Origin of the sequence: Pseudoalteromonas obscura (assembly GCF_030135505.1) — a bacterium.
GTDB lineage: Bacteria > Pseudomonadota > Gammaproteobacteria > Enterobacterales > Alteromonadaceae > Pseudoalteromonas > Pseudoalteromonas obscura.
This window is the reverse complement of sequence record NZ_JASJUT010000002.1, coordinates 284,835-303,975: the sequence shown is the minus strand read 5'-3', so window position 1 is coordinate 303,975 and position 19,141 is coordinate 284,835. Positions and strand designations below refer to the sequence as shown.

21 protein-coding genes are annotated in these 19,141 nt (G+C 41.9%); 12 read left to right on the top strand and 9 right to left on the bottom strand.

All coding sequences use genetic code 11. The features are described 5' to 3' along the window. Nucleotides 1-8 precede the first annotated feature (8 nt). Together rplS and tyrA are read left to right on the top strand one after the other, a co-directional pair. Complete coding sequence (gene rplS / locus QNM18_RS05485) at nt 9-368, top strand: 50S ribosomal protein L19 (RefSeq protein WP_023398627.1); 360 nt, start codon at nt 9-11, stop codon at nt 366-368. A 258-nt stretch (nt 369-626) separates the two neighbouring features. Then, nucleotides 627-1,772, top strand: a complete 1,146-nt coding sequence (tyrA, locus tag QNM18_RS05480) for a bifunctional chorismate mutase/prephenate dehydrogenase (protein ID WP_284136614.1) — start codon at nt 627-629, stop codon at nt 1,770-1,772. Between the two features lie 101 nt (nt 1,773-1,873). Here the strand turns inward: tyrA and pheA are convergent, their stop codons facing one another. After that, nucleotides 1,874-3,028, bottom strand: coding sequence for a prephenate dehydratase (gene pheA, locus QNM18_RS05475; RefSeq protein WP_211009663.1), 1,155 nt, complete (start codon nt 3,026-3,028; stop codon nt 1,874-1,876). Between the two features lie 310 nt (nt 3,029-3,338). On the opposite strand from pheA, the gene QNM18_RS05470 reads away from it, so the two are divergent. Continuing rightward, on the top strand, nt 3,339-6,317 hold the full coding sequence (locus tag QNM18_RS05470) for an EAL domain-containing protein (RefSeq protein ID WP_211009662.1): 2,979 nt from the start codon (nt 3,339-3,341) through the stop codon (nt 6,315-6,317). On the opposite strand, the gene QNM18_RS05465 is transcribed toward QNM18_RS05470, so the two are convergent. Further along, on the bottom strand, nt 6,314-6,643 hold the full coding sequence (locus QNM18_RS05465) for an SUI1 family translation initiation factor (protein ID WP_211009661.1): 330 nt from the start codon (nt 6,641-6,643) through the stop codon (nt 6,314-6,316). The genes QNM18_RS05470 and QNM18_RS05465 overlap by 4 nt on opposite strands. A 145-nt stretch (nt 6,644-6,788) precedes the next feature. Here QNM18_RS05465 and QNM18_RS05460 point away from each other — a divergent pair, with 145 nt between their 5' ends. From QNM18_RS05460 to QNM18_RS05445, 4 genes are all read left to right on the top strand, one after another. Then, nucleotides 6,789-7,094 carry an STAS domain-containing protein gene (locus QNM18_RS05460; RefSeq protein ID WP_023398632.1) on the top strand — a complete coding sequence of 102 codons (306 nt, stop codon included), beginning with the start codon at nt 6,789-6,791 and terminating at the stop codon, nt 7,092-7,094. A gap of 14 nt (nt 7,095-7,108) precedes the next feature. Then, nucleotides 7,109-8,758: an ATP-binding SpoIIE family protein phosphatase gene (locus tag QNM18_RS05455; RefSeq protein WP_284136613.1), complete on the top strand. Its 1,650-nt coding sequence runs from the start codon at nt 7,109-7,111 to the stop codon at nt 8,756-8,758. A gap of 137 nt (nt 8,759-8,895) precedes the next feature. Beyond that, a complete protein-coding gene (locus tag QNM18_RS05450; protein WP_284136612.1) occupies nt 8,896-9,555 on the top strand; it encodes a GAF domain-containing protein in 660 nt (219 codons plus the stop codon). 174 nt (nt 9,556-9,729) lie between these two features. Beyond that, nucleotides 9,730-10,923: an amino acid aminotransferase gene (locus tag QNM18_RS05445; protein WP_211009658.1), complete on the top strand. Its 1,194-nt coding sequence runs from the start codon at nt 9,730-9,732 to the stop codon at nt 10,921-10,923. A 99-nt stretch (nt 10,924-11,022) separates the two neighbouring features. Here the strand turns inward: QNM18_RS05445 and QNM18_RS05440 are convergent, their stop codons facing one another. Next, the gene (locus QNM18_RS05440) at nt 11,023-11,349 is read right to left on the bottom strand and encodes a YebG family protein (RefSeq protein ID WP_211009657.1); all 327 of its coding nucleotides are present in this window, start codon (nt 11,347-11,349) and stop codon (nt 11,023-11,025) included. Nucleotides 11,350-11,562: 213 nt separating this feature from the next. Here QNM18_RS05440 and QNM18_RS05435 point away from each other — a divergent pair, with 213 nt between their 5' ends. Then, complete coding sequence (locus QNM18_RS05435; RefSeq protein WP_284136611.1) at nt 11,563-11,856, top strand: ComEA family DNA-binding protein; 294 nt, start codon at nt 11,563-11,565, stop codon at nt 11,854-11,856. Between the two features lie 18 nt (nt 11,857-11,874). On the opposite strand, the gene QNM18_RS05430 is transcribed toward QNM18_RS05435, so the two are convergent. Continuing rightward, nucleotides 11,875-12,177 carry a hypothetical protein gene (locus QNM18_RS05430; RefSeq protein WP_211009655.1) on the bottom strand — a complete coding sequence of 101 codons (303 nt, stop codon included), beginning with the start codon at nt 12,175-12,177 and terminating at the stop codon, nt 11,875-11,877. A 13-nt stretch (nt 12,178-12,190) separates the two neighbouring features. Then, nucleotides 12,191-12,697 carry a disulfide bond formation protein DsbB gene (dsbB, locus tag QNM18_RS05425; protein ID WP_211009654.1) on the bottom strand — a complete coding sequence of 169 codons (507 nt, stop codon included), beginning with the start codon at nt 12,695-12,697 and terminating at the stop codon, nt 12,191-12,193. 445 nt (nt 12,698-13,142) lie between these two features. Between dsbB and fadR the strand changes: the two genes are divergently transcribed. Together fadR and QNM18_RS05415 are read left to right on the top strand one after the other, a co-directional pair. Continuing rightward, nucleotides 13,143-13,856, top strand: a complete 714-nt coding sequence (gene fadR, locus QNM18_RS05420; protein WP_211009653.1) for a fatty acid metabolism transcriptional regulator FadR — start codon at nt 13,143-13,145, stop codon at nt 13,854-13,856. A 227-nt stretch (nt 13,857-14,083) separates the two neighbouring features. After that, nucleotides 14,084-14,689, top strand: a complete 606-nt coding sequence (locus QNM18_RS05415) for a peroxiredoxin C (RefSeq protein ID WP_211009652.1) — start codon at nt 14,084-14,086, stop codon at nt 14,687-14,689. A gap of 70 nt (nt 14,690-14,759) precedes the next feature. Here QNM18_RS05415 and QNM18_RS05410 read toward each other — a convergent pair whose 3' ends face one another. The 4 genes from QNM18_RS05410 to smrB all read right to left on the bottom strand — a co-directional run bounded on the left by QNM18_RS05410 (nt 14,760) and on the right by smrB (nt 16,827). Next, a complete protein-coding gene (locus QNM18_RS05410) occupies nt 14,760-14,882 on the bottom strand; it encodes a hypothetical protein (protein WP_284136610.1) in 123 nt (40 codons plus the stop codon). A 1-nt stretch (nt 14,883) separates the two neighbouring features. Then, nucleotides 14,884-15,129, bottom strand: coding sequence for a hypothetical protein (locus QNM18_RS05405; RefSeq protein ID WP_211009651.1), 246 nt, complete (start codon nt 15,127-15,129; stop codon nt 14,884-14,886). Nucleotides 15,130-15,302: 173 nt separating this feature from the next. Beyond that, entirely contained in the window at nt 15,303-16,103 is an 801-nt protein-coding gene (locus tag QNM18_RS05400) for a response regulator (protein WP_284136609.1), read from the bottom strand. A gap of 169 nt (nt 16,104-16,272) precedes the next feature. Next, nucleotides 16,273-16,827: an endonuclease SmrB gene (smrB, locus tag QNM18_RS05395; protein WP_023398645.1), complete on the bottom strand. Its 555-nt coding sequence runs from the start codon at nt 16,825-16,827 to the stop codon at nt 16,273-16,275. 83 nt (nt 16,828-16,910) lie between these two features. On the opposite strand from smrB, the gene prmB reads away from it, so the two are divergent. Continuing rightward, the gene (prmB, locus tag QNM18_RS05390) at nt 16,911-17,846 is read left to right on the top strand and encodes a 50S ribosomal protein L3 N(5)-glutamine methyltransferase (protein ID WP_211009649.1); all 936 of its coding nucleotides are present in this window, start codon (nt 16,911-16,913) and stop codon (nt 17,844-17,846) included. Between the two features lie 154 nt (nt 17,847-18,000). Beyond that, nucleotides 18,001-19,101 carry a chorismate synthase gene (gene aroC / locus QNM18_RS05385; protein ID WP_211009648.1) on the top strand — a complete coding sequence of 367 codons (1,101 nt, stop codon included), beginning with the start codon at nt 18,001-18,003 and terminating at the stop codon, nt 19,099-19,101. Nucleotides 19,102-19,141 lie beyond the last annotated feature (40 nt).

The window sequence follows — 19,141 nt, the reverse complement described above, 5'->3', positions numbered from 1 at the left end:
GAAATAAAATGGCAAAAGTAAACCAAAATATTATTAAAGCGCTTGAAGAAGAGCAGCTTAAAACAGACGTACCTGCGTTCGGCGCTGGTGACACAGTTGTTGTTCAAGTACGTGTTAAAGAAGGTAACAAAGAGCGTCTACAGGCCTTTGAAGGTGTTGTAATCGCTAAGCGTAACCGTGGCCTTCATTCATCTTTCACTGTTCGTAAGATCTCAAGCGGTGAAGGTGTTGAACGTGTTTTCCAAACACACAGCCCACTGGTTGACAGCGTTACAGTTAAGCGTCGTGGTGCGGTTCGTCGCGCTAAGCTTTACTACTTACGCGAGCGTTCTGGTAAATCTGCACGTATTAAAGAGAAACTTAACTAATACGCGCATACTACCTATGCTTAACAAACAGGCCGCTTTATGCGGCCTGTTTGGTTTCTCCCCTCATATTTCAATTCATTGATTGTCTGCTATCTTTTGTCTTAATACTCACCTACTGACACGTAAATTTAAAACCCATTGGTTTGTACCTTATAATTTCATGAAGTAACGAAATGTTACTTTCTTAATAAAATTCGTCCTGTTAGACTAGGTGTAATTAAATATTTACTGGTGTAAATTAAGGTTTACGGTATGGGAATGAGAGATAATTTGAGTCTAGATGAGCTGCGTGTCCAAATAGATCGCTGTGATAGTGAACTGGTTAGCTTGCTTGCTGAGCGCAGAAAACTAACAGAGCAGGTTGGGCAAATTAAGCAGCAACAGGGCGCAGCACTGCACGCTCCAGACAGAGAAGCGGTTTTAATCGCGGCACGTCGTCAGCAAGCACAAGAGAAGGGGGTGAACCCTGAGTTGGTGGAAGATATTTTGCGCAGAATGATGCGTGAAGCATACGAAAATCAGCAAAGTAAATTAGCGTGTACAGCACCCGAGCTTTCGCCAATTGTGATAGTCGGTGGTGAGGGGGCAATGGGCCAGTTATTTGCGAAGCAGTTTAGACGTTCAGGTTACGAAGTTAAAGTGCTCGATAAAGGCCATCAAGAAGATGCCGCAGATATTTTGTCCGGTGCAAAGCTCGTGCTTGTGAGTGTGCCTATAAATAGTCTAGAACAAGTTATCGAAGATTTACCTGCGCTGGATCCCGAATGCATTTTGGCGGATATTACATCTGTAAAGCAAGCCCCACTTAAAAGCCTACTCAAAAAACACCCGGGCCCTGTGGTTGGCCTACACCCAATGTTTGGCCCAGATATCTCTCACTGGGTTAAGCAAACTGTGGTAGCTTGTCACGGGCGAGATCAAGCCGCATATGATGGTTTATTGAAGCAACTTCAAATCTGGGGATGTCATATTGTCTCTATGGAAGCGAAAAAGCACGACCAAGCGATGCAAATCATTCAGGTCATGCGGCACTTGACTACATTTGTTTATGGCCAGTTTTTAGCAAAACAGTGTCACACACTGGAAGAGCTTCGCAGTTGCTCTTCACCTATCTATCAATTGGAGTTGATGATGGTTGGCCGTTTATTTGCACAGTCCCCCGAGTTATATGTCGATATAATGCTTGCTCAGTTTGACGACGTTGAAGGGTTGCTCGCCAGCTATCAGGATACCTTTGCACAAACACTTCAAAACTTGAAACAACGTGACAAAAAAGCATTGATAGAAGGGTTTGATAAAGCGCAGACCTATTTCTCTGACAGTGCCCATACCTTCTTAGCACAGAGTAGAGGTATTTTAAATAAGGCTAATGATGCCAAAGTGCTCGACGAGCTAGCTTCATAAGCTGTGCGTTAATGCGCTACATTGGTAGCGCATATTACTCTGAAGAAACAGTGCGTACTAAGTTAAGAGGAGCGCCCAGCTCCATAGCTGGGCTTATGGCATCAGATAGGTTCCACTGCTTTGAGTGACTCACTTTGGTAGCAACCTAAAATTCTGACCGTTTGAGTATGTTCTTTGAGTGCTTCTAGCGCTTTTTGCACTTGAGGGTCTGCAATATTTGCCTGTAAGTCTACGTAAAAGACTTCTTCCCACGGATTGCCAGGAACAGGACGCGATTCAAGTTTTGTCATGTTAATGCTGTTTTCTTTGAATACCATCAATGCATCTGCAAGGGAACCGACATGCTGTTTTGTCGCCATGATAAGACTGGTTTTCGTAGGGATTTGGGTAGATACCTGAAGCGGTTTTCTTGCGACCACAATAAAGCGACTGTGGTTTTCAGCTTGATTGGCAAGTTCACTTTTGATGACTTCCAAGCCCTGTGAACGTCCAGCTTGTGCTGAGCCAATCGCCGCGCTTTGGTCACACTCCGCAGCAGCTTTGATAGCACTTGATGTAGAGTCACATGTTTCATGGGTAACGTCTGCAAGGCTTTGTAAGAAACGGCTGCACTGTGCGAAGGGTTGCGGATGGGCATAGATTTTTTTCACATCTTTAAGCTCGATACCGGATTTGGCGAGTAGACAGTGCTCTACACTGTGAGTGACTTCCCCAACGATAGAGACTTGAGCGTGCTGCATTAAGTCAAATACTTCATTAATACTGCCTGAGCTGGTATTTTCGATTGGTAAAATACCAAAATCGGCCTTGCCTTTTTCAACTGAATTGGTGATATCTTCAAATGACTGGCAGCCCATTTCAACGACTTTCCCAGGGCGGCGACTAAAATACTTGTGACAAGCCAACTGACTATATGAACCTTGTCCACCTAGGTAGGCAACTCGATGAGTATCATTGACGGTATCGGGGTTCAAGCTTTTTTGCAGAAGTGCCTGCTGATTGAGTACAGAGTCTTCCAAAATTACCTGAAAAACATTGTTGATGTAAAATTGATCTAGCCCTAGAGACTTACCGTATCGTATTAGCTTTTCTAATAGGGCAAGCTCTCGCTCTTCATCTCTGATCGGTTTATTGTTGTTAATCTTATACTCCAATACCCCGTGACTAATACGTCTACGCTTTGCCAAAAGTACTAATAACTCAGAGTCAATCTCATTAATCTCTGTCCTCAATGCATCTAAAGTATCTTGCGTCATGGTCCTCACTCCCATTGTGCCAAAAAAAAAGCCTCCCAGATGGTGGGAGGCTTAGCTATTCGTTTTTACGCGCAAACAGTTAAGCCTCTTCACCTAAAGAAGCTAAAAAAGAAAAAATAACGGCGCGTGAAAAAGTTCATAATCTGTTCGTATCTAAAAATCAGTATTGGCAGTATTATTAACACAGATATTGAACCAATTACAACTAGGTATTTTAAATTATACTCTAATTGCATTGGCTACGAATTACGTGATCTGATATATTCAGGTCAATATATGAAAAAAAACATAACAGGGTAAAGGGTTTATCGTGGGCAACCGTCGTCCTCCTTCGCGTTTTGGTGCTAATTCTCTAAGTGTGAAATTATCAATTTTAATTTCCGCTGTGTGTGTCATTGCTGGTGTATTTGCAGCCGCGTTGATGTTGAAATCTGAGGAAAAGCATCTTGTTGAGGCTGAATTTGTCCAATTACACGGCTTAAGTGAGCAAGTATTACAGCAGTTTTCTCACTATTTAGAGCTTAAGAAGAGCCTTGCTCAACAAACTAATGCCGTTGTTTCAAAAAAGCTTCTATCAGCAACAGAGATACCGCTAAATACCGAGTTACCCCTTACTACAAGCAATGGCAGAATGCACAGCGTTGCCGCTAATGGCATGTCGGCAGCTTATATCTTGAAAGAGACCTTAAGTGAAAGCGATCAAGCTTTATTTCAAAAGTCAGAAAACCTTTGGAATATTCTGTCACCTATTTTACTTCAAGATTTTTTCAATTTTTATATTTACACGACAGAGAACTTTGTACGAATAGCGCCACCTAACTCGGTCCTGTTGGACAGTGCACAAAATAGACAGGCTAATATTCACGCTCAACCGCTGTTACGAGAGGAGTTAAACCCTACCAGAGAAGCTGTTTGGTCTGATGTACATCATGATCCAATTTGGAGCAAATGGGTTGTGAGTATTTTAGTTCCGCTATATGAAGGCGATGTGTATCGAGGCTTTACAGGAAGTGATTTAGAGTTAGAAACCTTACTTTCTAGGTTACCAAAGCCGACCGCAGAGCAAAGTTACATTATTTTTGACAAACAGGGCCGGATTATATCTGCGCCAAACTTGCTCAAAGATACCGAGCGTTCCGAACTGTTAACAAAAGACGTATTACCGAGCCCAATACAACGCGTTATAGACACTGCGCTTAAGGTGAACTTACCTAGCTATCAAGATGAGTTTGTCCATGATAAAGCAGGCCATATCGCAAATGTGATGCATTTAGGGGAACTTGATTGGTATGTCGGTATGTACAAGCGCCGAGATACGGCTTTGCACGCGCTTGAAGAACTAAAGGTCAAGTTTTTCGGCTTGTTTGTTCTCTATGCTGGTTTTGTCGCCATGCTACTACATCAAGTCATTTACCATTTGATTTTGAAGCGTATTAATCAATTAGTTAAAGTGCTAATCAGTTTTGGCAGAGGTCAATGGGATCATCCAAAACTCGCAGATAGTGATGATGAAATTGGTCTATTGAATGCGTCATTCAATGACATGAGTGACGATATAAAAAAACTCGTCAATGGATTGAATCAACGTATCAATGAAAAAGAAATTGCAGAGAAGGCGGCAAATCGGTTATCCAAAGCGGTTGCCTTTTCAGGTACCGGGGTGGTGATCACCAATGAGCGATTCAAAATTGAATATGTGAATCCAAAAATGGTTGAAATGACCGGGTTTTCTGAATCTCACTTTTTGGATGCGCCACTGCTAGATATTATCTCTAGCGAGATGGCTATTTTAATCGATGATATAGATTTTGACCTCAAAAGTCGCAACTACTGGCGTGGTGATACTTTGCTGCAAAGTAGCAACAATGATCAAATTTGGGTGAGTTTGAGTATTTCTCCAATTCGGGAAAATGGTGGACGCATTTCAAGTTATGTCGCATCAGCACAAGACATTTCATTTGTAAAAGAAAGTCAAAGGAAGATGGAAGAGCTGGCCTATTTTGACACTTTAACAGGTTTAGCTAATCGTACATTTTTCCGCATGCAACTGCGTAAATCTATGGCATTGGCCTCTCGTGGACACTACGCGTTTGCGCTATTTTACTTTGACCTCGATGAATTTAAACGTATTAACGATACACTCGGCCATGATGCCGGAGATCGGTTACTCGTAGAGGTTGCCGACAGACTAAAACAGCGATTAAGAGCTGAGGACACAATTGCTCGACTAGGTGGCGACGAATTTGCTGTGTTGTTAAGTGGGATAAGTACTCGAGACAACGCAATGGATGTTGCACACACTATACAAAAAACTCTGAGCCAACCTATTTCGCTAGGTAACAACGAGGTCATTGTCAGTGCCAGTATTGGTATCACTTTGGCACCGTTTGATAGTCAAGAAGAAGAGCAATTATTAAAACACGCTGATTTGGCCATGTATGAAGCCAAAGCTAAAGGGCGAAATACCTTCCATTTTTACTCTCAAGAGCTAAATGCGGCAGCGAATGAGCGCTTGCATATAGAAAATGAATTACGACAGGCGATTAAGAGCCAACAATTTTCATTGCAGTATCAACCCCAAATAGATAGTCGAAGTGGGAAAATCGTTGGCTATGAGGCGTTAATTAGGTGGAACCACCCAACTGAAGGAGGGATCCCGCCGACTAAGTTTATCCCTATTGCGGAGGCGACGGGACTCATTGTTGAAATAGGTACGTGGGTTTTGAAAGAAGCTTGTCGATTCTCATCTGTGCTCAAATCAAAAGGGTATACTGCGGATATTTCTATTAATTTGTCTGCGAGACAGTTTAAGGATGCAAATCTAATAGAGACGATTTCTCACACATTGGATGAAGTAGGCCTACCACCTTCAATGCTTCACCTTGAGTTGACAGAAAGTATGTTAATGGGTGATGTTGAGGCAGCAATAGAACAGCTCAAGGAGATGAAAAAATTAGGTGTATCTCTATCAATTGATGATTTTGGAACGGGCTACTCGTCACTCAGTTATCTAAAGCGTTTCCCTGTCGATGTACTCAAAGTGGATAGGTCTTTTGTAAAGGATATTCCAGAAGATAGTAATGACATGGAAATTACTGCTGCAATCATTGCGATGGCGCAGAAGCTAAGTATGAAGGTGGTTGCTGAAGGGGTGGAAACAGCAGAGCAAGTCGCTTTTTTACAGCGGAACAATTGTCATATTGTACAAGGCTATTACTACAGCGCACCGCTGACAGAGCAACAAGTATTTGCTCAAGAGCCAAGTATTATGAGAGTAGCAGGGAATTAACCCCCTGCTATTTTGACTTTGAATCCTTGAGCAATTAATAGACCTTTTAGCTTTTCACGATCATCGCCTTGAATCTCAATCACACCATCCTTTACAGCGCCACCTTGCCCCATTTTACTTTTCAGTACTTTAGCTAATTTTTTTAGATCATGCTGCTCAGGATCAATGCCGACTACCAGCATCACGCCTTTACCTTTTCTTCCTTTGGTTTGACGTTCAATACGAATGTGGCCGTCTTTAAAAAGCTTTACTTCTTGTTGCGGCTGTTCATCTTGCTGTTTAATTCTTCCCAGCTCGGTAGAATATACTAAACGACCTTCTGACATGGCTTACTCCAAACTAGTTTTATCACCTTGGATACTAACAAAAAGTGTTTTGTGCTGTTATATTTTTTTGGCGAAATTACGTAATACGATTATATTTAAAACATAAAGATGGATAACAATACCAAATTCAAAGTAGGAGCTTGCAATGAGCCTGAGCAAAAATGCTTCAGCCGACGGAAAGACCTTAACAATTCAGATTAAAGGGAAGTTTGACTTTAATTTAGTACAATCATTTCGCCAAGCCTATGCAGAGGTGAACGCCGAAACAGAAAAAGTAGTTGTAGATTTACGTGATACGGACTACATGGATAGCTCGGCTTTAGGCATGCTATTAAATATGAAAAAGACTCTTGGTGACTCTGTCGGAAGCATACAGATCAGCAACTGTCGACCACAGTTAAAAAAGATCTTACAAATATCTCGGTTTGATAAAAAGTTTGAAATTGACTAACTGAGTTCAGTCGAATGCTTATTTTAGTGGTTGATGATCAGCCTCTTAACTGCCGATTGCTCACTGCCATGTTAGAGCAACAACACTATGATGTATTAGTTGCAAACAATGGGCAAGAAGCGCTGGACTTACTGCAGCAGCACGAGGTAGATATTGTGTTGCTTGATGTCATGATGCCCGTTATGAACGGGTTTGAAACGGCACCTAAGATCAAGGAGTACGCAGGGGATGTGTACTTACCTATTATTTTTATAACCGCGCTTGAAGATCATGCAAGTTTTGAAAAGTGTCTGCGAGTTGGCGGGGATGATTTCATCCATAAGCCTTTTGACAGAATTATTCTTTCTGCGAAAATTCGTGCTCATGCCCGTACAAGAAAGCTTAGCAAAGAAGCAAACGAACAAAAGAAACAGCTTCAATATCATTACAATCAAACTGAAAGAGAGCATGAAATTGTAGAGCATATATTCAGAAATGCCCTGTCAGGCCAAGAAAGGTTTGATACGCTGTGCGACTTTCATCTCTCTCCTGCCTCAATGTTCAATGGCGACATGTTTTTAATGGCCAAAAGCCCTATTGGCGGTTTTTATTGTTTGTTGGGCGACTTTACCGGTCACGGCTTAGCGGCTGCCGTTGGGGCCCTGCCAGCCTCAAAGATTTTTTACACTATGGTACAAAAGGGAATGGCTGTAGGAGATATTGCAACGGAGCTAAACAGCTCTTTATATACCTTGCTACCAGGCCATATGTTTTGTGCCGCAGCAATTATTGAGCTGAGTAGCTCAGGTAAAAATATTTCTGCTTGGTTGGGTGGATTGCCAGACATTTATTTGATCAATGAGCAGGGTAAGGTATTAAAAACCGTTGAGTCACAGCACATGGCGCTGGGGATTTTGGACGATGAGGAATTCGAGCGAACCATTTTGCACTTTGAGGTAGAGCGTGGCACGCGGTTGGTGATGGCCACCGACGGGATCATCGAAAGTGAAGGGCCAGATGGCGAAATGTTTGGTGAAGGGCGCTTCATCGATACTTTGCAAAGTAAACATGCTATTACAACTCAGGAAGTGATAGACACGGTAAGAGGGTTTGCTCAACATGCGGAGCAACAGGATGACTTGAGTATTGCAATCGTTAACTGTTTGGCTGCCGAGGTAGAGAGTTCAAGTGAAACACATTATTCTTGTTTGCCCTTTGATGTGTCCGTTTCTTTAGACGCCCAGCAAATGAAAGTAACGGATCCTGTATTGGAAGTGGTCAATGTATTAAGCAATGTTGAGGGAGTGGATGCGCATAGGTCCAATATATTCCTGTTATTGTCGGAAGCATACAATAACTCTTTAGACCATGGCGTATTGGGGATAAGCTCTGAGCTGAAAAACCAAGAAGATGGGTTTTTAGAATATTATACCCAGCGAGCCGAGGCATTGGCTGAACTGAACAATGCAACGATTCAAATATCGGCCTCTTATTCTCCCGAAAAGCATTCGATTACCTTTGATATTAAAGATTCTGGTAGCGGATTTATGCAGCCAGAAGTACAACACGACAATTCTCTATCTAATGAGCATGGGCGTGGTGTTCAATTGCTCTCAGAGATTGCGGATAGTGTGAGCTACAATCAAATTGGTAATGAAGTAAGGCTTGTTTACTCCCTCGATTAGTCGCCTGAGACATTGAAATTTTTTTTCACTTATTCCTTTCTATTATCCCTCAAAATAAAAAACATGCACTTTCCTATAGTCAACGGCATAATTGCGTGTTAAATTTGGTTTAGATATATAGATGTTTGGATGGCTAAATGATTTCTGCATACTTAGATAAAACAATAACCCCAGTAGAACCTTCATTGGTGAAGTTGCAACTAGACTCTCTTGAAACATTTTTGGCAGGTAACCAAGCCAAACCGGTATGGTCTTATCAAATTCCAGAGCTTGGCGAAGGAGGAAGCTGTAGCTTGTTTGGCCATCTACAAGAAGCACCTTTTGAATTGAATTCTTATATTTCACAAAGTGACAAAAACGCAGAGCTGCTAGCTAAACTGCAAGCTATTGTGGAGTTTGTTACCTATAAAACCGGTGTCGATTGGTTTGGTATCTATCAGTCGAGATCAATAGACGGTGAAAATCAGCTCTTGAAATTGGCTTACAATGGTGCGCCAAGTCGTCCTCTCTTTCCCATAAATGAACAATTCGCAGCGACTTCAAATAACATTCAAACTGTATTGTCAGAGAAATCCCGTATTATCAATGATATTCCCGAATATATTGCAACAGGCGGTGAGTATTATACCTGTGATCCAAAAGTTCAAGCCGAGGTTTGTATTCCATTGCTAAACGACAGTTTTGAGTGTGTAGGGATCATTGATGCAGAGGCATTTAGTAAAGACTTTTTTACTCCTGACAATTTATCTGTACTGGTTGCCGCTTGCATGAAAATAACACATTACCTTCCTGAGTGAGAGGGCTCGTGTTCTCGTTAAATTGTGTTAGTATTATGGCAACTATAACCCCCACGATTGCTACGTATTATCGAGTTGAATACTTAGAGAAATGAAGGTGAGCTTGAATACGCTTGAGCGAATTTTTGCGGCCTTGTGTTTTTGCGTACTAGTTTTAATAGGAAAAAAATACACATGTTTTCAGAACTAAAACCACTTCCTACAGACCCAATTCTGGGCCTAATGGCAGCTTATAAGCAAGACGATAACCCTAAAAAGATAGATTTAGGTGTTGGTGTATATAAAGATGAGCAAGGTGCTACTCCGGTTTTAAAAGCGGTTAAAAAAGCAGAAGCATTTCGATTAGAAAACGAAACCACAAAATCGTACATTGGGTTAGCTGGTAACTTAGATTTTTGCGCTAAGATGGAAGAGTTGTTACTAAGCAATAGTCACACTACATTACTTGCCGATCGTGTGCGTACGGCGCAGACTCCTGGAGGCACAGGCTCTTTGCGTGTAGCTGCTGAGTTCATCAAGCGTTGTAATAAAGATGCGACGGTTTGGGTGACTACTCCAACTTGGGCGAACCATATTAGCCTATTTGAAGCTGCTGGCTTGACTGTAAAAGAATACCCTTACTACGACTACGAGAATAAAGGGCTACTTTTTGACGAGATGATTGATACGCTGAAGCAAGTGCCAAAAGGTGATGTTGTTTTAGTTCATGCATGTTGTCACAACCCAAGTGGTATGGATCTGAATGCCGAACAGTGGCAAATTTTTGCGGATCTTGCAAAAGAAGTTGGCTTTACGCCACTGGTAGACATTGCTTACCAGGGTTTTGGTACCAGCCTAGATGAAGATGCTAACGGTCTACGTTTGCTAGCTCAAACAGTGGAAGAGATGATCATTTGTTCTTCATGCTCTAAAAACTTTGGTCTTTACCGTGAGCGTATCGGCGCATGTTCTGTAATTTCTAAAGATGCAGCAAACGCAGATGTTGCTAACTCAGTTTTATTGAGCGTAGTACGTAGTATCTACTCAATGCCACCGGCACACGGTGCCGATATTGTAAATACGATCCTTTCAAGTGATGAGCTAACGCAAGAGTGGCATCAAGAGCTTGCTGAAATGCGTGATCGTATTAACGGTTTACGTAGTCTTGTGAAGGATAGCTTAGCGCAGAGAAATACTGGACATGATTTCTCATTCATTGAGCGTCAGCACGGTATGTTCTCATTCTTAGGTATTAATAAAGAGCAAATTAACCGCCTACGTGAGGAGTACTCAATCTATATCGTGGGTTCTAGCCGCGTAAATGTTGCGGGTATTAGCCAAAGCAATATTGATTACTTTGCTGATGCAGTGGCTGCTGTTTTAAAATAATCGCTACGACGATTATATAAAACTAAAACGCCGAACTATATCAATAGTGCGGCGTTTTTGCGTTTTTGGAACGAATAAGCCAGTAAAGGTAATATAGAATTATGCTTGCTTAATAGCAGTGACCTTATCTTCGGCGGCTTCGTCAGTAACTTCTTCGGCTTTCTTGGACGTCTTTTTATTGTCTTTTTCTGCTGATGGTTTACTGCCTTTGAGTACAGAAATAAAATCGTCTTTATACTTTGCCATTTCTAGAGCAAGTGATTCAACTTGTTGCTCGCTAAGTGGTACATCAACCTTATCTAGCATTGCTTCAAGCGCTTCTGCAACATCCAGCATTTTATCGTAGGCATCCGCCTCTTTTTTGCTAGTAAATGTCATTCGCTCTACTCCGTTTCTTTCAACCACATACTTTACTATAACAGCCATGATGACCCTCCATAAAACACTGTTTTTTTATACAGTAAACTGTATTTGTTATTAATGCAACTTAAAGGCACTTCATTAGACGATCCATATGAAAAAAACACAATGAAAATATTAGTAAGTATTTTACAAAAGTAATCGTTAAATCTTATGGTTAGATAGCTTATTAAGTATTTTTAAGCAGTGTTAGTTTCATAAAATTTTAAGGAAAATTAAATGCGAAGACATACATGGATTCTTGGACTTGTAGTAGCGGTACTTTTGTTGAGTAATTTGGTTCAGGCACAAGATGTAAACCCGTCTGAACAAGTGCCATTGGTTGTAAATGTAAACACAGCGCAAGTTAACGAGCTAATCCTGCTACCTGGGATTGGCGAGGCAAAAGCGCAGGCAATTGTCTTGTCTAGGGAGCAAAATGGTAGATTTGTGGATGTGCAGGAATTAGAGAGAGTGAAGGGGATAGGCAAGGGCCTAATTGAAAAGCTAAAAGCTCACGTCGTATTTGAGTAAGTCAGTACCTCGCAGAGCCTATGTTTGGCTCTGCTTAAACTGTTCAAGCGCTTGGTCTATATTTTTTAACGCAAACTGTATTTCGATTGGCGCAGTGAGCAGTGGGTAAGCGAGGCCCGCTACTAAAAGTACAGGTAACAGTGCCCATCCTTCAAAGTATGCCAATGCCATAAAAAGAGGTGTTAACAATGTCAGCTTACATACTGCTAAAAATACCTTACTTTTCGCCGACAACATCGACAATGCAATTGCTTTAACTTTCTGTTTGTCACGTAACGACAGGGTTGAAAGTTCAGTAACCTGACTCAGTCTAAAAATCATATTTCTCTCAAATTTACTTCTTAAAAATAATCAATGGCGCAAAGATTAGAAAGCTAATCGCATACACTGCAAATACCACAGCCATCCAGCCAGGCATTGATAAACCAGCAAACGACCAGTCTATACTAGAGCAGCTGCCTGTCACAGCGAAAAACGATGGGATCCATTCGTGCAAAGGAACTGGAAAATCTGGTTCAAAGGCACACGTAAAGGCAAAAGGATCAGTCGTGGTTTGCATAGAGATGTGTTCACGTGCGAGCAGCCAGCCCCAAATAGAGGAAACACCCCAACCAGCTGTCGCCACGAGCCGGACTATATAGTTACCTTTGCTACACAGGCCAATCAAAGCAGCAATCATAACGCCTAACATAGCTGTACGTTGATAGATACACATCACGCAAGGTTCTAAACCCATAGCATACTGAAAGTAAAGAGCGACAACTTCAAGAGTAAATGCACTCATAAACAGAAGGGCCCAAGCTGTGGTGGAACGAGAAAAGCTCGCGAGTCTATCAAACATGTATGTCTCCTTTTTTGGTCGCTATTATGGCTATCTAGTGTTAAGGCATCAAGATATTTACGATTCGCGTCGCCTTAAAAAAGCTATGCGATACTAATTCATGTACTTATATCGCTGTAAATGCAGAGAGTTAGGCTGTGAGCTTGTCATTAAGTTCCCATTTTTATTTGGATTGACTTTAAGTACGAGTTACTTTGTAACAGGGGTTTCATTGTGGTGGTGTATGCTGGTAAAAGCAGGAAGTGCACTCTCATGGAAAGTAGACGAGTGCTTTAGGGTGATAATTGTCAATAACGACATCATCAATTTGCAGTTGCGCTTGTTACTTTATATCCATCTGGTACAATCAGTAGATTAACGAGTTGCAGTATCATGCTCCGCCTGCTTTCGAGAGTCGCTTGCGTTGAATGTATCTGGCCTTAGGTTGTAAATTAAGTGGTGCTAAATGAGAATTTTTAAAGCCAAGAGCCCAGCGGGATTCGCTGAGGAATATATAGTTGAATCGATTTGGAATGGAGAGTTTCCACCAGGGTCTATTTTACCGGCTGAGCGTGAACTATCAGAGCTAATCGGTGTGACTCGCACAACCTTAAGAGAAGTTTTACAGCGATTGGCCCGTGATGGATGGCTAACAATCCAACATGGTAAGCCAACCAGAGTTAATAATTTTTGGGAAACGTCAGGCCTTAATATTCTAGAAGCTCTGGCACGACTTGATGAAGACAAAGTCCCTGAGTTGACAGATCAGTTGTTGTCAGCCAGAACCAACATTAGTGCTATTTATACACGTGCGGCGATCAAGCTGAACCCAGAAAAAGTGATCGAAATACTAGCGCAATACGCAGAGTTACCAGATACAGCAGAAGCCTTTGCGGATTATGATTATCAAGTGCATCATCAGCTTGCCATTGCTGGTGGGAATAAAATTTATGTCCTTATTCTGAATGGCTTTAGAGGTTTGTACTCGAAAATCGGATGTCATTACTTTTCAGAGCCAAAAATTCGAAAAATCACCAGAGAGTTTTATCGTGATCTAACAGAACTTGCTCAGCAGGGCGATCATGATCGCGCGATATCACTGATACGTAAATATGGTCATCAGTCAGGTGAACTTTGGCAGCATATACGTGCAGATATGCCAAATGATATTATGGACTAATTCAGAAAAAGCCCCGCAAGGGGCTTTTTTTATGTCTAAAGTTTAACCTCATCGAATTTTTAGATTGTACCTATCGGATAATTCGATTGTTATTTTTCTCCAGAGCTGAATAAACTTAGGCAAATTTTTTCAAGGGGTTGTTTTTCTTAAACAGCGCCTCAATAATTAGAATCAAATTACAAAATGATTTGTATATTGGAACTAAACCTAACTATTTGGAGAAAACAATGGGTGTATTAGTTGGCCGTCAGGCTCCTGACTTTACAGCAGCAGCAGTACTAGGTAATGGTGAAATCGTAGATAGCTATAATCTACATGAGCGTATCAAAGGTAAAAAAGCGGTTGTATTCTTTTACCCACTAGACTTCACTTTTGTTTGTCCTTCAGAGCTTATCGCGTTCGACAAGCGTTTTGAAGAATTCCAAAAGCGTGGCGTTGAAGTTATCGGTGTTTCTATCGATTCTCAATTCTCACACAACGCATGGCGTAACACACCAGTAAACGAAGGCGGTATCGGTCCAGTTAAATATGACCTAGTTGCTGACGTTAAGCACGAAATCTGTCAAGCATACGACGTTGAGCACCCAGAAGCTGGTGTTGCTTTCCGTGGTTCTTTCCTAATTGACGCTGAAGGTAACGTTCGTCACCAAGTAGTTAACGATCTACCTCTAGGTCGTAACATCGATGAAATGCTTCGCATGGTTGACGCACTAGCGTTCCACGAAGAGCACGGTGAAGTTTGTCCTGCAGGTTGGACTGAAGGTAAATCAGGTATGGACGCAAGCCCTGAAGGTGTTGCTAAGTTCCTATCTGAAAACGAAGGCGAGCTATAATTAGCATTTGCGTCCATCGTTTAAAAACCCGCCTTGTGCGGGTTTTTTGTCTTCGTCAATAACCGCTTCATCAAGTTCTCTCCGCAAACCATTTATGACTGATCATCTTAATGGTTTCTATTGAAAAATAAGCCAGCAATAAGCTCACTACTGGCATCGCTAATAAGCTAATCAATGTTACTTCACTAAACATATTAGTTTTCCTTTTGAACCTGCTCAGTTTCAGGTTGAGTGGTTTTAATGTCCTTATTTGTACGGATGAAACTATCTACTAGTGCCTTTTTAGTATTAAGCTTTAACTCAACTAGGCTCGATTGAATATTCTCACTCACTCGATTTTGTACATCACTTAGCATATCACTGGTCATGGTGTTCGCATTTGCTGACGCAGATATTCCAATGAAAAGGCTGGTAGTTAGTAATTTAGTAAATAAGTTCATGGCGTTGTTCCCTTTGATTGTTTAGACGTAATAACTATTACAAAGGTTGTGCCAGCTTGAATATTTATTTTAAGTGTTTGATTTTATTGCGGTTTTAAGTTTGTGTTCTAATTGGCCAAAAATCAATTTGGTGTTTTTGGCCAAGGGAAGTGGTTAAAATAACTAATATATAGTTAATTTTGTTCAAGCATTTGATAAATGAGCTGTTTAACGATATTTGGCTCAAATGGTTTATCACACATAGCATTGACACCTGATTGTGCGACGTTGGCAAGGTGTGTCTCGTTTGCTTCAGAAGTCACCATGAGTACAGGAACGTGGGCATGCTCGTCTGAGCGGCGAATGGCTTCAGTAAGTTCTTGTCCGTTTACTTCTGGCATATTGTAGTCTGTTACTATGAGATCGAACATACTCTGCTGTAATACCGCTAGTGCCTGCGCGCCATTCTCTGCTTCACTGATCCGTGTTGCCCCCAAGTTTTGCAAAACCCGTTGTATGTGGTTGCGGGCCAACTTGGAGTCATCTACCACCAAAATTCTCAAATCTTGAATGTCATATAGCTCAAGCTCAAGTTCCTGTGGCGACAACAAATCAAGCGTTGCATTGATTGCTTTGCCTAAATGCTCCTTTGTAAATGGCTTAGGTAGAATTGCAACCACTCCAGATTGTTTGTATGCCTCAAGCTGCTGTCTGCGAGTTTCACTTGAGACCAACATAAAGGGCAGCTGATGATCGCTAAAATGTGTGTGCACGTGGTCGAGTAATTTAAGTGCATCTCCGTCAGCAAGGTACAGGGTAGAGATGATCAAGTCGGGGAGGTTTTGGTTCAATGCGTCAATTGCTGTGCTAACAGAGTCAGCAAAATCAATATTTTGCACGCCTTCTTGTTGGAGCTCATGGGCAATAATCTTTCTTTGGGTAACTGAAGGTTCGACGAGTAATATCGTCAAATCTGTACTGAGTAAATCGTTCATTTTAAGCCTGAGGGTAATAGCAGAAACTAAATGTACAAGGCCCGCGTTTTTATGTAGCACCCGTTGTGGGTACGATCTTCCCGCTGACTTCGTATTGTTCAGCTAATATAGCTTATTTGTAAATCTCAGGCTAGCTTGGTTGAGTAACTGCGTTAATAGTTGTTAACGATTATCTACGAAACTCTAAATTTTGTGGCAAATCAACCAAGATTAAAATCGCCCCTTTTCCACCATATTCCAGTGGAGCTTGATGCATCGCAAGAATGTCGGGGTGTTGGACTAAATAATGTGGAACTTTGTGTTTTAGAATACGCTCACCTATGCCATGTACAATGCATGCGCAGCTGACGTGCTGTTTTTTACATGCATGAATGAGAGCTGCGAGTTCATCTTTAGCTGTTTCTTTATTCATACCGTGCATATCTAAGATCAATTCGGGCGCGTAATCCCCACGTCTTAGCTGTTTTGCAAGGTATTTATCAGCACCAGGCCTGACGTAGTTAACGGTTCCGTTGGTATCAATATCGGGCACGTATTCGTCGGAAAAGTAGAACTCGGCTTGATGCTGCTTTTTTTGTTCTGCAATTACTTCGCCTTTGAAGCGCGTTGCTTTCTGTTTGTGTACCACGGTGTCTTGTTTAAGTGGTTGTGTTCCGGAAATTGCATCGCGGAATAAGTCAAAGTCGTCAGAGGCCATAGCTACTTCAGGGTATTCTCTAGTCATTTACGTATTTTAAATAAAAAAAGCATAAAAACCTAGCCTAAAAACCGCTACAATGCCGCTATCTACATAGTGTGAGAATTATCATGAGTGAATTATCAATAACCAACGAAATCGCCCAAGAGGCTTATGAAGATTTGGTAACGATACAAGATTGGCTGCGTTGGACTGCAAGCCAGTTTGTTTCAAGTGGACTATTTTTTGGTCACGGTACCGATAACCCTTGGGATGAAGCGGTGAATTTACTCTTACCTACCCTTAATCTACCTATTGATTCACCTAAAGATTTAATGCAAGCCCGACTAACAGGTACGGAGAAAAGGCGTTTAGTTGAGGTGATAAAGCTTCGCATTGAACAGCGAATTCCAGTGCCTTATTTAACAAATCAAGCGTGGTTTGCAGGTATGCCTTTTTATGTGGATGAGCGAGTATTGGTGCCTCGATCACCATTTGCAGAGTTAATTACAAAGCAGTTTCAACCTTGGGTGCAAGCACCTGAAGAGGTAACTCGTATTTTAGATATGTGCACAGGCTCGGCGTGTATTGCGATTGCTTTGGCAAAATACTTTGAAAATGCACAAGTAGATGCGGTAGATATTTCATTTGATGCGTTAGCCGTAGCCGAGATGAATATTAACGATCATATGATGGATGATCGTGTATTTGCAATTCAATCAGACGTCTTTAGTGGTGTGCCGGGTCAGAAATACGATTTGATTGTCGCAAATCCACCTTATGTTGACGCCGAAGATATGGCCGATTTACCAGATGAATTCCACCATGAGCCAGAATTAGGTCTTGCATCTGGCGATGATGGTCTCGATGTTACACGTATATTGCTCCGAGATGCGGCTGAACACTTAACGGAGAGTGGTATTCTATTTGTCGAGGTGGGTAATTCTATGGTACATATGGAAGCATTATATCCAGGTGCACCATTTACTTGGCTCGAGTTTGAACACGGCGGTTTAGGCGTGTTTATGATCAGTAAACAAGAGTTGGTTGCCTATTTTAACGATTAACCTTTGCGGTACATTGCTTGACCGTGGACGATATCCATTGTTGGTTTGGTACGGCAAAGGGAGATGCGCAGAGAAATTTGTCGAATATTCGGGGGATGTTTACCCCACATAGGTTCAGATGAACCAAAACCGTAACGAGGAATGAGGAAAGTTAATGGCAGGCAATAGCATAGGCCAGTTGTTTCGGGTCACGACATTCGGTGAAAGTCATGGTACAGCACTTGGTGGTGTTGTCGATGGTGTACCGGCAGGGCTTGAAATCAATGAGGCAGATTTACAGGTTGATCTAGACAGAAGGAAACCCGGACAAAGCCGCTACACGACACAGCGTCGTGAAGGGGATGAAATTAAAATATTATCCGGAGTATTCGAGGGAAAAACCACAGGAACTAGTATTGGATTGTTGATTGAGAATACCGATCAACGCTCAAAAGATTACAGCAAGATCATGGATGTATTTCGTCCTGGTCACGGTGACTATACCTATTGGCATAAATACGGGCATCGTGACTATCGTGGTGGGGGCCGCTCATCTGCACGTGAAACGGCTATTCGTGTAGCCGCGGGCGGTATTGCTAAAAAGTACTTAAAGCAAGTTCATGGTATTGAAATTCGAGCATGTTTGTCTCAACTAGGACCGATTAAAGCTGAATCTTATAATTGGGATAGTGTTGAGCAAAACGCTTTTTTCTTCCCCGATGAAAGCAAGTTAGACGCACTTGATGAGTATATGAGAGACCTTAAAAAACAGGGCGACTCAATCGGTGCTAAAGTCAAAGTAGTTGCTAAAAATGTCCCTGTTGGCCTTGGCGAACCTGTTTTTGATAGACTGGATGCCGAACTTGCGCATTCATTAATGAGCATTAACGCGGTGAAAGGCGTCGAGATTGGTGATGGTTTTGACGTAGTCGAGCAAAAGGGTTCTGAGCATCGAGATGAGCTGACGCCTGAAGGTTTTGTTAGTAATCATGCCGGTGGTGTGCTTGCGGGTATATCTACAGGGCAAGACATCATCGCTTCTATTGCCTTAAAGCCAACATCAAGCATTACAGTGCCAGGCCAGAGTATCAATACCGCGAACGAGTCTGTGGAAATGATCACCAAAGGCCGTCATGATCCCTGCGTAGGTATTCGGGCGATCCCCATTGCTGAAGCCATGATGGCTATCACAATTATGGACCACCTACTGAGGCAGCGTGGACAAAACCCGCATGTTGAAGTTCCTCAAGGACCAATTCCTGCTCAAGTAAAATAAGAAAAGGCACCATTTGGTGCCTTTTTACGATTTTGCACAG